Origin of the sequence: Seonamhaeicola algicola (assembly GCF_007997385.1) — a bacterium.
Classification (GTDB): Bacteria; Bacteroidota; Bacteroidia; order Flavobacteriales; family Flavobacteriaceae; genus Seonamhaeicola; species Seonamhaeicola algicola.
This window is the reverse complement of the sequence record NZ_VOSC01000033.1, coordinates 15,499-28,171: the sequence shown is the minus strand read 5'-3', so window position 1 is coordinate 28,171 and position 12,673 is coordinate 15,499. Positions and strand designations below refer to the sequence as shown.

Annotated in this window: 12 protein-coding genes; 6 read left to right on the top strand and 6 right to left on the bottom strand. The window is 31.7% G+C overall.

Annotated elements, in window-relative coordinates; genetic code table 11:
- Positions 1 to 31 precede the first annotated feature (31 nt).
- Genes FUA26_RS13880 through hemL form a run of 4 tightly spaced genes read left to right on the top strand, consistent with a single transcriptional unit; the run spans position 32 to position 3,366 of the window.
- Complete coding sequence (locus FUA26_RS13880) at positions 32 to 361, top strand: hypothetical protein (RefSeq protein WP_147137388.1); 330 nt, start codon at positions 32 to 34, stop codon at positions 359 to 361.
- Positions 361 to 1,272 (top strand): 1-aminocyclopropane-1-carboxylate deaminase/D-cysteine desulfhydrase, encoded by a 912-nt coding sequence (locus tag FUA26_RS13875; RefSeq protein WP_147137386.1) that lies wholly within the window; start codon positions 361 to 363, stop codon positions 1,270 to 1,272. The genes FUA26_RS13880 and FUA26_RS13875 overlap by 1 nt, the downstream gene beginning before the upstream one ends.
- Positions 1,273 to 2,061 carry a glucosaminidase domain-containing protein gene (locus FUA26_RS13870; RefSeq protein ID WP_147137383.1) on the top strand — a complete coding sequence of 263 codons (789 nt, stop codon included), beginning with the start codon at positions 1,273 to 1,275 and terminating at the stop codon, positions 2,059 to 2,061.
- Positions 2,062 to 2,079: 18 nt separating this feature from the next.
- Positions 2,080 to 3,366 (top strand): glutamate-1-semialdehyde 2,1-aminomutase, encoded by a 1,287-nt coding sequence (gene hemL / locus FUA26_RS13865; protein ID WP_147137380.1) that lies wholly within the window; start codon positions 2,080 to 2,082, stop codon positions 3,364 to 3,366.
- An 83-nt stretch (positions 3,367 to 3,449) separates the two neighbouring features.
- Here hemL and FUA26_RS13860 read toward each other — a convergent pair whose 3' ends face one another.
- From FUA26_RS13860 to lysS, 4 genes are all read right to left on the bottom strand, one after another.
- Positions 3,450 to 3,929, bottom strand: coding sequence for a hypothetical protein (locus FUA26_RS13860; protein ID WP_147137376.1), 480 nt, complete (start codon positions 3,927 to 3,929; stop codon positions 3,450 to 3,452).
- A 97-nt stretch (positions 3,930 to 4,026) separates the two neighbouring features.
- Complete coding sequence (locus tag FUA26_RS13855; protein ID WP_147137373.1) at positions 4,027 to 5,247, bottom strand: hypothetical protein; 1,221 nt, start codon at positions 5,245 to 5,247, stop codon at positions 4,027 to 4,029.
- A gap of 288 nt (positions 5,248 to 5,535) precedes the next feature.
- Entirely contained in the window at positions 5,536 to 7,998 is a 2,463-nt protein-coding gene (locus FUA26_RS13850) for a TonB-dependent receptor (RefSeq protein WP_147137370.1), read from the bottom strand.
- A gap of 187 nt (positions 7,999 to 8,185) precedes the next feature.
- A complete protein-coding gene (lysS, locus tag FUA26_RS13845; protein WP_147137367.1) occupies positions 8,186 to 9,877 on the bottom strand; it encodes a lysine--tRNA ligase in 1,692 nt (563 codons plus the stop codon).
- Positions 9,878 to 10,112: 235 nt separating this feature from the next.
- Here lysS and FUA26_RS13840 point away from each other — a divergent pair, with 235 nt between their 5' ends.
- Together FUA26_RS13840 and lipB are read left to right on the top strand one after the other, a co-directional pair.
- The gene (locus tag FUA26_RS13840) at positions 10,113 to 10,271 is read left to right on the top strand and encodes a YqaE/Pmp3 family membrane protein (protein ID WP_147137364.1); all 159 of its coding nucleotides are present in this window, start codon (positions 10,113 to 10,115) and stop codon (positions 10,269 to 10,271) included.
- Positions 10,272 to 10,300: 29 nt separating this feature from the next.
- Positions 10,301 to 11,020, top strand: coding sequence for a lipoyl(octanoyl) transferase LipB (lipB, locus tag FUA26_RS13835; RefSeq protein WP_147137361.1), 720 nt, complete (start codon positions 10,301 to 10,303; stop codon positions 11,018 to 11,020).
- On the opposite strand, the gene FUA26_RS13830 is transcribed toward lipB, so the two are convergent.
- Both FUA26_RS13830 and FUA26_RS13825 read right to left on the bottom strand, forming a co-directional pair.
- Positions 11,021 to 11,533 carry a DUF3124 domain-containing protein gene (locus FUA26_RS13830; RefSeq protein ID WP_147137358.1) on the bottom strand — a complete coding sequence of 171 codons (513 nt, stop codon included), beginning with the start codon at positions 11,531 to 11,533 and terminating at the stop codon, positions 11,021 to 11,023.
- 71 nt (positions 11,534 to 11,604) lie between these two features.
- On the bottom strand, positions 11,605 to 12,654 hold the full coding sequence (locus FUA26_RS13825; protein WP_147137355.1) for a nucleoid-associated protein: 1,050 nt from the start codon (positions 12,652 to 12,654) through the stop codon (positions 11,605 to 11,607).
- Positions 12,655 to 12,673 lie beyond the last annotated feature (19 nt).

Below are 12,673 nucleotides of genomic sequence, written 5' to 3'. Positions count from 1 at the left end.
ATTTGGATTGATTTTTGATACTCAAAACCCAATGATACGTATTTCAAAACATATAGTACCCAAAGGTTATACAGGTATTACGTTATTCCCTTTTGTGTTTTTAAAAGCGGTACACTTAAAAAACAATAAAATATTAGTAAACCATGAGAAAATTCATTTAAAACAGCAAATAGAATTACTAATTTTACCGTTTTATGTTTGGTATGTTTTAGAATTTTTTATTAGACTTCTACAGTACAAAACATGGCGTTTGGCGTATGTTAATATTTCATTTGAAAGAGAAGCTTATGTTAATGAAAAGCAATTAGAATATTTAAAAAACCGACCATTTTGGGCATTTTTAAAGTACCTTAGCAAATAATGAATTTTAATATTGAAAACAGTATAAACCAACGTATAATTTTACCAGCAAATTATAATGTAGAATTATACATTAAGCGCGAAGACACTATACACCCTTTTATTTCTGGAAACAAATACCGAAAATTAAAATACAATTTATTAGAAGCAAAGTACCAAGGGCATGATACGCTTGTAACGTTTGGTGGTGCTTTTTCAAACCATATTGCAGCAGTTGCTTATGCCGGAAAATTATACGGTTTTAAAACCATAGGCATTATTAGAGGAGAAGAGTTAAAAGCCAAAGTAGCAGAAAACCCAACATTACGTTTTGCCGCTGAAAATAATATGCATTTTGAGTTTGTTACAAGAGCGGTTTATAAAGAAAAAACATCCGTAGCATTTTTAAAGCACTTAAACACTTTTTTTGGAAATTTTTATATGGTGCCCGAGGGCGGAACCAATACATTGGCTGTTAAGGGGTGTGAAGAAATTTTAACCAAAACCGATGCTAAATTTAATTACGTGTGTACAGCTGTTGGTACAGGTGGTACAATAGCTGGTTTAATAAATAGCGCACAACCAAATCAAGAAATTTTAGGATTTCCGGCCTTAAAAGGTGACTTTTTAAAAGAAGATATTAGTAAATTTGCAACACAAAACAATTGGCGTTTAATAACAGATTACCACTTTGGCGGATATGCCAAAGTAAATGAAGCATTGGTAACGTTTATAAATACCTTTAAAACTGAAAATAATATACCTTTAGATCCTGTTTATACGGGTAAAATGCTATTTGGAATTTTCGATTTAATAAAAAAAGGGTACTTTAAAAAAGGATCGAAAATTCTAGCTATTCACACAGGTGGTTTACAAGGTATTAACGGAATGAACACAGTACTAAAAAAGAAACAATTGCCATTAATTAAATAAATGAAAAAAATACTACTTATAATTTGCGTTAGCTGCTTTTTGTTTAATTGTAAAACAAAAAAACACGTTGTAACTAAACCTAAAAAACAACCTGTAGAGCGTGTAAGTAAAACCAATAAGGAAATACCTGCACAAACAACAGTGCCTGCTGTTAAAGTATATGCTAATGATACTGAAAGGTATATTGATACTTACAAAACCATAGCGCAAAGCGAAATGAAATTATATAACATACCCGCAAGTATAACATTAGCGCAAGGTATTTTAGAGTCGGCTTCTGGTAACGGAAGGCTATCTGTAAAAGCAAATAATCATTTTGGAATAAAATGTCATGATTGGACGGGAGCAAAAATTTATCATGATGATGATGCCAAAGGTGAATGCTTTAGAAAATATAAAGATGCTAAATATTCGTTTAGAGATCATTCATTGTTTTTAAAAGAACGTAAACGATATGCTGGTTTATTCGAATTAAAAGAAAACGATTATAAAGCCTGGGCAAAAGGATTAAGAGCCGCAGGTTACGCTACAGATAGAAAATATCCGCAGAAGTTAATTTCTTTAATTGAACGTTACAACTTACATCAATACGATAAAGAAGTACTAGGTTATGGTTATGTAGCACCCGTTGAACCGCTTAATAAAACTACAACTTATGTAGTTGAAAAAGGCGACACTTTATATTCAATTTCAAAAAAATACAACTTAACAGTTCAACAACTTCAAAATATTAATGGTTTAACAGATACAACGCTAAGTATTGGGCAAGAGTTAATTGTTAAACCTTAATTACAAAACTAATTTTTCATGATTTATAAAAGAAGCAGTGCTTTGTTTGCCGAAGCAGAAAAAGTAATTCCAGGCGGTGTAAACTCTCCCGTTAGAGCTTTTAAAGGTGTAGGTGGTACACCTATTTTTGTAAAAGAAGCCAAAGGCGCGTATTTGTTTGATGAAGATGGTAACCGATTGATAGATTATATTAACTCTTGGGGACCAATGATTTTAGGTCATGCCCACAAACCCGTAGTTGATGCTGTAGTTGAAAAAGCCAAAAAAGGAACATCATTTGGAATGCCAACTGAAATTGAAACTAAAATTGCCGAATTAGCTGTTTTAATGGTGCCAAATATTGATAAAATTAGATTTGTTAATTCTGGTACCGAAGCTTGTATGAGTGCCGTTAGGCTTGCACGTGGTTTTACAGGTAAAGATAAAGTAATAAAATTTGCAGGATGTTACCACGGGCATAGTGATTCGTTTTTAATTCAAGCGGGTAGTGGTGCTAGTACTTTTGGTACACCCAATAGCCCAGGTGTAACCCAAGGTACAGCCAAAGATACGTTGTTAGCAAAGTATAATGATATTGCTAATGTAGAGCAGTTAATTAAAGCTAATAATAACGAAATAGCGTGTGTTATTATTGAACCTGTTGCAGGTAATATGGGTTGTATACCTCCAAAAGAGGGGTTTTTACAGGCATTAAGAAGCTTGTGTGATGCTCATAATATTTTATTAATTTTTGATGAAGTAATGACGGGCTTTAGGCTTGCAAAAGGAGGCGCTCAAGAATTGTTTAATGTTAAGGCAGATATTGTTTGTTTTGGTAAAGTTATTGGCGGTGGTTTGCCAGTTGGTGCTTTTGCTGCTAGAAACGAAATTATGAATTATTTAGCACCACTTGGGCCTGTATATCAAGCTGGTACATTAAGCGGAAATCCATTAGCAATGGCTGCTGGTTTAGCCATGATTAGTGCACTTAATAATGATGCTGAAATATTTAAAAGGTTAGAAGAGAAAACTAAGTATTTACACCAAGGTATAGCAAATGTATTAACGCAAAACAATGTAGTTTATACTATTAATAGAGTTGGCTCTATGATTTCAGTACATTTTGATGAAGGTGCTGTAACAGATTTTGATACTGCGGCTAAAGGTAATAATGATACATTTAAAAAATTCTTTCATGGCTTGCTAAATCAAGGTGTTTATATAGCGCCAAGTGCTTTTGAAACTTGGTTTATTACAGATGCACTTACTTATGAAGATTTAGATTTTACAATAAATGCTGTAAACCAAGTTGCTAAAACTTTGTAAAAAGTATATGTTTTAATATAGAAAAAGGCAATTCAACATTCTGAATTGCCTTTTTCATTAACAAACTATAATCAATCAACAAACTAAATTTTTGTTTCCTTTTCACCATGCATTCTTTTTTTATGCATGCCTTTCTTTGCTTTTTTTCCGCGGTGCGCCATTTTAGCCTGCACTTTTTCCCACTTGGTAAATTGTGTTTCGTTTAAAATTTTCTTCATGCTAGCCTTCATTGCAATTTGATGGTCTAACCTGTCATTCATCATTTTTAAACGGTCTTCTTTTGTTGGTTTTTCAAATTCACCATTTTCTTTTTTAGCTTTAAAAGCATCCATTTTGGCTTTTCTTGCTTCGGCATTTTTTAAAAGTATATCTTTAACTTGTGCTTGTTGCTTTTCATTTAAATCTAAATGCAAAGTCATTTTTTTTGTTTGTAGTGTAGCAGCTTCTTCAGGAGTTAAGTCGTGCATTCTATGCATAGCATTTTTCTGTTTTCTATCTTGGTTTGGCTGCGCAAAAGCTTGTACTGAAACAAGAGCAATTGCAATTACTAGTATTTTTTTCATTGTATTTAAGTTTTTAATTTTAATGTGCCTTTTTGACTTAAACGAAATGAAAAGGTTTAATTGTAATTTTAATTTAACTTGAAATTAACAGAATGAGTTACTTTTTAATAGGTATGCTTAATTGAATGCCTGTTTGAAAATCGGGGGCGTTATTTACTTCTAAATCTTGTTTAAAATAGCATGATAGTTTGTAATTTGGGCGCTTGTATGTGTAGGTGGCTGCTATGGTTGATAAGGTTCTGTACAGTGTACTAACACCATTATGCCAACCGCCATTAATTTCGGCCCATTTGCCATTGAGTTTGTAATAACCAGTTTCTTCTTTTTTATTGTAGCGTGTTTGCATTTGGTAGTTAACCCCAAAAGCATGATAGTTTTTTTGTTTTGTGAATGTTGTGAATTCTATATTACCTTCAAAAGTTGCTAAAAACGGATTGTTACCTAAATCTATAGCATCATTACTAAACCTTACTATGTTCTTACGTAAAATATTTGTTCCGAAGGCAATATTAAAAGGATACTTTTTACTAATTGTATATTGCTTTACTATGTTTGCAGATATACCAAAATCTACCGATGGATTGTATTTTGAGGTATTTATGCCCAAATGTGAGCCAAAGTTTATATAAATATTTCGGGAGTTATTAATTTTTAAATTGGGGTAGAAGTAATGTGTAAATTCTAAACCACTTATAAAAAAATCATTGTTATCAAACTTTAAGGTATTGCCGTTTCTGTCTAGGTATTTAAAGTTTACTTGATTTAGGCCGTAGTAACGCCTTCCAAATGGGTCTTCACCTCCTGCAATATTACTATGAAACCATTCAATAGTTTCATCGCTTGTTAAAACCGAAAACGGATATTTCCCTTTTGTAATTAAATATGATCTTAAATTAATGCTTAATTCTTGTGTGTTATTTAGTGGCATGGTAAAACCTAGTCTAAATTCTTTAATAACGGCATCAACAACAATATTCATGTAATCTGCAGGTGTAGTTTCTTGGTCAATAAAATTAAAACGCCTGTAAAACCAAGTGGTATTACTTAATTGCTTTCTAACTTCAGGGTTTTTAGGGAAATAAGCTTCAACATACGGATGAAACGTATTACCACTATTATACTGAAATGTTATGTTTTTATTTTTGGTTGAGCTGTGTTTAAAGTTGGTGTTAATTCTAGCATTAAAAATTCCGAAGTGGTGTGTGCTTAATAATGATGGGTTTTCTATACCGTTTTTAATACTTAAACTGTTTTTTTCTTGGGCAAAAAAAACATTAGAAAGTAATGTAATTAATAGAATTAAACTTTTTTTAAGCATGGGGCAAATATAATGTAATTTAATAGTGCCTTTTAATTATGAATGGTTTAAGTAAGTTGTTTTTCTTAAAAAAAATATAAAGTGATGTTGTTTGTGTTAAACCTTTCTAAATGTGTATTGTTATGTGGTTTTTTTATTGTCAATTTGTACTATAATTTAGTTTTCATTAAGAGAATTACATCTAATAAGTGATTAGCACTTTTAGAGTTTTAACTTTTAGTATTAAATTTAGTTAAGTTGTTAGTTAGTTTTAAAACCCGATGATTTATAGTCATCGGGTTTTAATTTTTAATCAACTTCAAAAGTAGAAAAATGATAAACCGGTATGCCATCATCCGTTACACCTTCAATTTTTATGGCATAGTTACTTCTAATATCGCTTGTGTAAAATGAAATTTCTTTACTGCTTTTTTCTTGAGTTAATTGAATTTTGGGTTCCCAATGCAATGTGGTTCTAATATCTTTTTTATTGTTTCCGCCAAACGGATCAATATGGTTTGGTGCATAAAATTCGCGGGCAGTGTAAAACCCTTTTGAAGTAAAATCTATAATACCAGGTTTACGTTTTATGTTTTTTGTTAAAAAATCGGCACCTTCTTTTTGGTGTATTACAATAACGCCGTTACCACTATTAGGAAAAAATACGGCATCAGCGCCTTTTAAAACATCAATAAATTCTATTTCAGCCCCTGTCATTGTGTTAACATCATCAATTTGAACAGGAATGTTATTAAGGTAAATACTAGGTGAGCCAGCGCCTCTTATTGTAATGCTATCATTAACAACATTAACACCAGGTATCATACTAACCAATTCTAAAAAGCTTAAAGTTTCTAGGTTTTCATAATCTTTCATGTCTATTCTGTTAGTAGGAAAACCATAAATAGCTTTTTCGTTAAGTTCTTCAGTTCTTTTTTCTTCTTGGGTTTTTCGTGTTGCAGTAACTATAACTTCATCTAGTAAACGGGCGTCTTCAATAAAATCTAAATTAATATCATATATGTTTTTAGATTGTTTTATGAAGTTGTTAATTTTTGTAGAGTCGTTTAAATTAGGTTTTAAAACAGATTGCCTACTAATAATAGGGCTTGGGCTGTAGTTTGGTGTTAAATGAATATTTACCATTCTGTTAGCTTTTGTTTCTTCTTTTTGAAAATCGTTAACTCTAGCCTCAACAATAGTTGGCATGGTATCCATAAAAACAAATGGCCCATATTTAAAGCTGCCAGCAGAGTTTACACGTTTTTTTTCTTGGTGAGGAAAAGCGCCCATAAAAGTAAGTCTTGTGGTGCCTGTTTTAATATCTTTATTTTTTTGTGATGTAATTCTACCAGAAATATATAAACCTCTTTCTGGTTTAAAAATGGTTTCTTTGGTGGTTTTATATAAAATATCATTCCAAGTAAAGCGTCTCCAACCATGAGTTAACATTACTAAATCAAGTAAGTATTTACGTTTGTTATCATTGTTTTCAAAAAAATACCCCGGATTATCTATTTGCCCTCTTAAATCTGAATTTAATAATAAATATGTTTTAATGTTTTCTTGAAGTGTACTATGTTCAATAGCATCAATATCTGTTACAGCCATAGATAAATTACCAGTAACGGCATTACCATTGTTATCTTTTAAATTAACATGTAAACTTAGTTGCTCTCTGGTGCTAGGTGTTTTTTTGTTTGAGGTTAATTGTATGTGTACATTATTTTCAGGGTTATCAATATACACTAAACGTTCAGCAACAGGTTTACCTTCGTTGTTAAATAATGTAAAATGTGTAACCCCATCATTTAGTGTATTTGTGTTAAGTTTTATAACATAATTTTTAACGGTGGTAGTTTCTAATTTTTCAAAAACAAAATTACCACGTTGGTGAGCTACCAAATAAGCATTTTTTAAACCAATTGAGTTATTTGTAGTAACACCAATTAGTAAGTGGTTGCCGTTGTTAACAATGTTAAGATTATAACCTTCGGGAAGTGCTTTTGGTAACTGGTAGGTGTGTTCAGTGTTATTTATGGTAACGTGTGCAGTGTAGTTTTTTCCATTTTGTGGTATTAAACTAGCAATGCCTAAGCCAAATTGTAATGTTTTAAATGATGATACAACATTGTTGTCTGAATCTTTTATTACTCCACTAATAGCAATATCTCGGTTTAGTTTATCTTTTACTTTTATACCAATTTTAGAAGCTATACCATTAACTAAGTAACCGCCTTCTGGATAAAAATTAATGTCAGGTTTTTCTTTTAAAGTATTGTTTTTAGTTAAATTAAGTTTGGTTTTTGTAATGTTAGTAATTATGCTATCTGCGTTGGTAACATCCCAAATAGGAATTTGTTTTTTAAAGAAATAATCGGGGTCTTGGTTTCGCATGTAATTAGTATAGGCTCTAAGTATATACTTGCCTGATTTCCAGTTTTTTTCAATTTTAAAATCGCCAGCGGTATTAGGGGTGAACATATACAATTGTTTTTTTGAAACAATACTGTCTTGTTCATTTATAAGTTCAACATAAACCACTCTACTTTTATTACTTTTTTTATGGTTAATACCATTTACTAAATAGGTGCTAAACCAAATATCTTCACCTAAAGAATAGTAGGGTTTGTCTGTTTGAACGTATACTTTTTCAGGGTAATTATCAATGTAGCTATTTAATTTTTCTTGAATTAATTCTGAAAAATTATTTGTTATTGTGAACGAAAGTAACAAGCAAACAATAAAACCAAGCGTAATTTTTTTAAGCATTTTGTTTAGTGTAAAGTTTAGTTTTTTTGATAGATTTAAAAGTACAATATTTTAGTGTGAAAATTTTCTTAAAATTCAATAATAGAATTTTAGACTTTAGTTTTCGCTTTTAGTTTAAATCTGTGTCAAAAAAAAGAGGAATTGCTAACGCAAATTCCTCTTTGTAATATATATAAGTAATTGTTTATTAAATAATTGATACGAGTAAGTCGTCATCAGTTTTTTCAACTTTAGCAAGATTGTTTTTGGTAAGTTCTTTAATTGATTTATCCCATTTTTTATTTGATAAACCAGTTTGAGCTTTTAAATCTGCTAGAGGTAATTTTTCAGCTTTTTTCAAAATATCTAAAACAGCTTTAGCATCTTCAGTAATAGCTACTTTTTTCTTTTCAGGGCGCATTTGCGGGAAGAATAACACCTCTTGTATAGATTGATTGTTTGTTAAAAACATAATTAACCTATCCATACCAATACCCATTCCAGATGTTGGAGGCATACCATATTCTAAAGCACGTAAAAAGTCAAAATCTATAAACTCAGTAGCTTCATCATCACCTTTTGCAGCCAGTTTTAATTGGTGTTCAAAACGCTCGCGTTGGTCAATTGGGTCGTTTAATTCAGAGTATGCATTTGCAATTTCTTTACCGCAAACCATAAGCTCAAAACGTTCAGTTAATTCTGGGTTATCTCTGTGTTCTTTACACAATGGGCTCATTTCCTTGGGGTAATCTGTAATAAAGGTTGGCTGTATGTAGTTGCCTTCACATTTTTCACCAAAAATTTCATCAATTAGTTTGCCTTTACCCATTGTAGCATCAACTTCAATACCCATATCAATGGCAGCTTTTCTTATATCATCTTCGGTTTTACCAGTAATATCAAAGCCAGTAAATTCTTTAATAGAATCGGCCATGGTAACTCGTGCATAAGGAGCTTTAAAGTCAACCTCATGTTTACCAAAAGTAGCTTTAGTAGTGCCATTTACAGCCATAGCACAGTGCTCTAAAAGGCGTTCACAAAAGTCCATCATCCAATTGTAGTCTTTGTATGAAACATAAATTTCCATAGCCGTAAACTCTGGGTTGTGAGTTCTGTCCATGCCTTCATTTCTAAAATTTTTAGAAAACTCATAAACACCATCAAAACCACCAACAATAAGTCTTTTTAAGTAAAGCTCATTGGCAATACGCATGTATAAAGGTACATCTAGTGCATTATGGTGTGTAATAAAAGGTCTTGCGGCGGCACCACCCGGAATTGGTTGTAAAACAGGTGTTTCAACTTCAAAATAACCAGCATCGTTAAAAAACTGGCGCATAGCGTTAAATAGCTTTGTACGTTTAACAAACACGTTTTTAACATGTGGGTTAACAACCAAATCTGCATAACGTTGGCGGTAACGCTGCTCAGGGTCTGTAAAAGCATCAAACACAACGCCGTCTTTTTCTTTTGGTAGCGGTAATGGTTTTAAAGCCTTACTAAGTAATTTAAAATCTTTAACACGTACACTTTTTTCGCCAACTTTAGTGGTAAATAAATCACCTTCAATACCAATAAAATCACCAAAATCTAAAAGTTTTTTAAAAATTTCGTTGTATTTAGTTTTGTCTTCACCAGTACAAATTTCATCTCTGTTAAAGTATACTTGTATTTTGCCTTCTGCATCCTGTAATTGCGCAAAACTAGCTTTACCTTGCACTTTAACCATCATTAAACGTCCAGCAATGGTAACATCTTTACCTTCTTCAAACTGTTCTTTAATTTGTTTTGATGTATGGCTTACAGGATATAAATCTGCAGGGTACGGATTAATACCCAATGCACGTAATTTTTTTAATTTTTCTCTTCTAACTAGCTCTTGTTCTGATAATTGCGACATAATCTAAAAACTGTGTGTAAATTTAAGTGCACAAAGATAATCATTTGATTTACAGTTTACCATTTTTTTTTGGGCGTTACCCCGCTTAAGGCGCGGTCGGGCTTTACGCGCTACACGGTAGCTTGCTGCAATCCCTAACGCAAACAGAAATTTTTTAAACATTGCATAATTGTATGTAACAAAACCAGAACAACTACGTCATATATATACATCAATCAAATCAAAATAAATAACAATGAGTTTTTGGAGAGTTTTATTATCCATTATATGTCCGCCACTAGCCGTAATAGATAAAGGCTGTGGTTCTATTTTAATAGTTTTTTTATTGTGGTTATGCGGCTGGGTACCAGGTGTAATTGCAGCATTAGTTATACTTAACAACCCCAAACAATAAACCCAAAAAATGTTGTATTTTTGTGGGCTATGAATAAGGAAATAAAAGTAACAGATTTAGGTCATAAAGACTATAAAGATACTTGGGATTACCAAGAGCAACTCTTTAAAGGTATTGTTGATGCCAAAGTAAAAAATAGGCGTGAAGACGCCGGTTTAAAAACCAATAATTACTTTTTGTTTGTAGAGCATCCGCATGTGTATACTTTAGGTAAAAGTGGCAATTTTTCAAACCTTCTTCTAAATGAAACGCAACTTCAAGAAAAAGGTGCTACATTTTATAAAATAAACCGTGGAGGCGATATTACATACCATGGACCTGGACAAATAGTTGGGTATCCTATTTTAGATTTAGAAAACTTTTTTACTGATATACACAAGTACTTGCGCTTGTTAGAAGAAATGATAATTTTAACACTTGCAGAATATGGTTTAAAAGCTGAGCGAAGCGAAGGTGAAACAGGTGTTTGGCTGGATGTAGGTACGCCTTTTGCAAGAAAAATTTGTGCTATGGGTGTGCGTGCTAGCCGCTGGGTTACTATGCATGGTTTTGCTTTAAATGTGAATGCAGATTTGGGCTATTTTGACAATATTATACCTTGTGGTATTAGAGGGAAAGCTGTAACAAGTTTACATGTTGAGTTAGGTAAAGATAAGGTTGATGAAACCGAAGTTAAAAACAAACTCTTAAAGCATTTTAAAACACTTTTTGAAGCCGAATTAGTATTTAGCAAAGCAACGGTTTTTTAATTATTTTATTCTTTTAGCCTGTGTTGTGAATGATAAACCTTGTTGCCCCATAGTAGAATTCATGATGCCTTCAAATAAAGGTTCAGGGCAGTTTTTAGGAATTTTCCACTCAAAAATAAAGTTTGAACCTGTACCGCCAGACGTATCAGTTTCATCAATAACAATATCAGCAGTTTCCATGGGCGCTAAAAATATGGGCTTATTAAAATATGCTCTTAATGGTTTACCGTGTGTATCATAATACTGAGCATTTAAAATGTAAATAGTATCAGTATCACTCGTATTTCTAAGGCTAACCATGGCAGTTAGGTTGTGCGTTTTGTTTTCAGTTAAACTATAAATTTGAGAATAAATAGATAGGTATGATTTACCGTATTCTAAAGAATCAGTAGCGCTTAAGTTAGCAATATGCCTTTTTGCCCAATTATCTGGGTTTATAGAGCTTATTTGTTTTTTTTCTTCGCAGTTGTAAACTAAAAGGGCTGTAAAAAAAAGTGCGAATGCGGTTTTCATAATACCAGTTTTTTCTTTGAGATGGTTAACTAAATGTACTAATTTTTTTTAAAACATAACATTGTTGCTTTTTAGCTTTCGGCATTAAAAAATACTTTGTAGTAATGCATTTTTTTCTCATCGTCATAACCGCGTTCTAAATATTCGGTTGAGGCATCGGGGGCATCAATATCTAATTTTATTTGTATGTTGGTGTCTAATTTAATATCGGTTTTTAGTTTCTTTTTTTCTTTGTTTACAACACGTTCAACAACATCAAACTGGTTTCTAATTAATAAATTTTGTTCGTCTTCAAAGGTTTTTTTGTATTGATCAAATTCAGTTTTGTATTTGTCTTCTTCAAAAATTTCGTCTTTAAAGCGTTCAACGTTTACTATTTCATTTTCTTTAAAAAAGTCTATTGTTTTAGCTAAAAAAGTGTTTTGCTCTTTAGCACCGTAGTTTGTTTTTATTATTTCGGTTGAAAAATCTTTACAAAGTTCTAAATATTGTTGTGTATGGCTGTTAGAGTCATCGGCATATTTGATGTTTAAAAACTGATTAATCCAATATTGTGCATCGTAATTATTGTTATCTACACTAAAAATTATATTGCCTTGTGCATCAGTTTGGTTTAAAATAAGGCAACCTTTATCAACTTTTTTTGAGCTAATACCTTTTTGTACTAAAACATCATAACTATTGTTTTCTAAATATGTTTGAAAAAAGTTTATTTTGCTTTCAATTTTAAAAATACCTATAGCATTTGTAGTAATTTCATTGTATTCTATACCTTCAAAAAGTGCTACAATAACATCGCCAGTTTTAATGTTTGCAGAGTTTGATTGTTCATATAAATGTGTAACTATGTGCTTTGAGGTATCAATAAAAGCAGCTTCGTCTTTAAATATTTGAGCACTATAATTGTTAATTTCGTTAAGGCTAATGCTTGAGTGGTGGTTAAACCTGTAGCTTTGTACGGCGCTACCAAATGGTTTTAATAAAAAGGGCAACATGAGCTCATAACTGGCTTCATCAAATTCTACTGTTTTTTCAGAAAAGGCGTTTTTGGTATCGTTAAACTTATTACCAACTTTATGAATAATTAATTGAGTTATTTCGGCGTTTTTTCTAGAAATCATATTACCAATTTTGTTTTTG

Coding starts and splice junctions, on each gene's coding strand:
- FUA26_RS13880 (WP_147137388.1), top strand. CDS start 32: ATGATACGTATTTCAAAACATATAGTACCCAAAGGTTATACAGGTATT.
- FUA26_RS13875 (WP_147137386.1), top strand. CDS start 361: ATGAATTTTAATATTGAAAACAGTATAAACCAACGTATAATTTTACCA.
- FUA26_RS13870 (WP_147137383.1), top strand. CDS start 1,273: ATGAAAAAAATACTACTTATAATTTGCGTTAGCTGCTTTTTGTTTAAT.
- hemL (WP_147137380.1), top strand. CDS start 2,080: ATGATTTATAAAAGAAGCAGTGCTTTGTTTGCCGAAGCAGAAAAAGTA.
- FUA26_RS13860 (WP_147137376.1), bottom strand. CDS start 3,929: ATGAAAAAAATACTAGTAATTGCAATTGCTCTTGTTTCAGTACAAGCT.
- FUA26_RS13855 (WP_147137373.1), bottom strand. CDS start 5,247: ATGCTTAAAAAAAGTTTAATTCTATTAATTACATTACTTTCTAATGTT.
- FUA26_RS13850 (WP_147137370.1), bottom strand. CDS start 7,998: ATGCTTAAAAAAATTACGCTTGGTTTTATTGTTTGCTTGTTACTTTCG.
- lysS (WP_147137367.1), bottom strand. CDS start 9,877: ATGTCGCAATTATCAGAACAAGAGCTAGTTAGAAGAGAAAAATTAAAA.
- FUA26_RS13840 (WP_147137364.1), top strand. CDS start 10,113: ATGAGTTTTTGGAGAGTTTTATTATCCATTATATGTCCGCCACTAGCC.
- lipB (WP_147137361.1), top strand. CDS start 10,301: ATGAATAAGGAAATAAAAGTAACAGATTTAGGTCATAAAGACTATAAA.
- FUA26_RS13830 (WP_147137358.1), bottom strand. CDS start 11,533: ATGAAAACCGCATTCGCACTTTTTTTTACAGCCCTTTTAGTTTACAAC.
- FUA26_RS13825 (WP_147137355.1), bottom strand. CDS start 12,654: ATGATTTCTAGAAAAAACGCCGAAATAACTCAATTAATTATTCATAAA.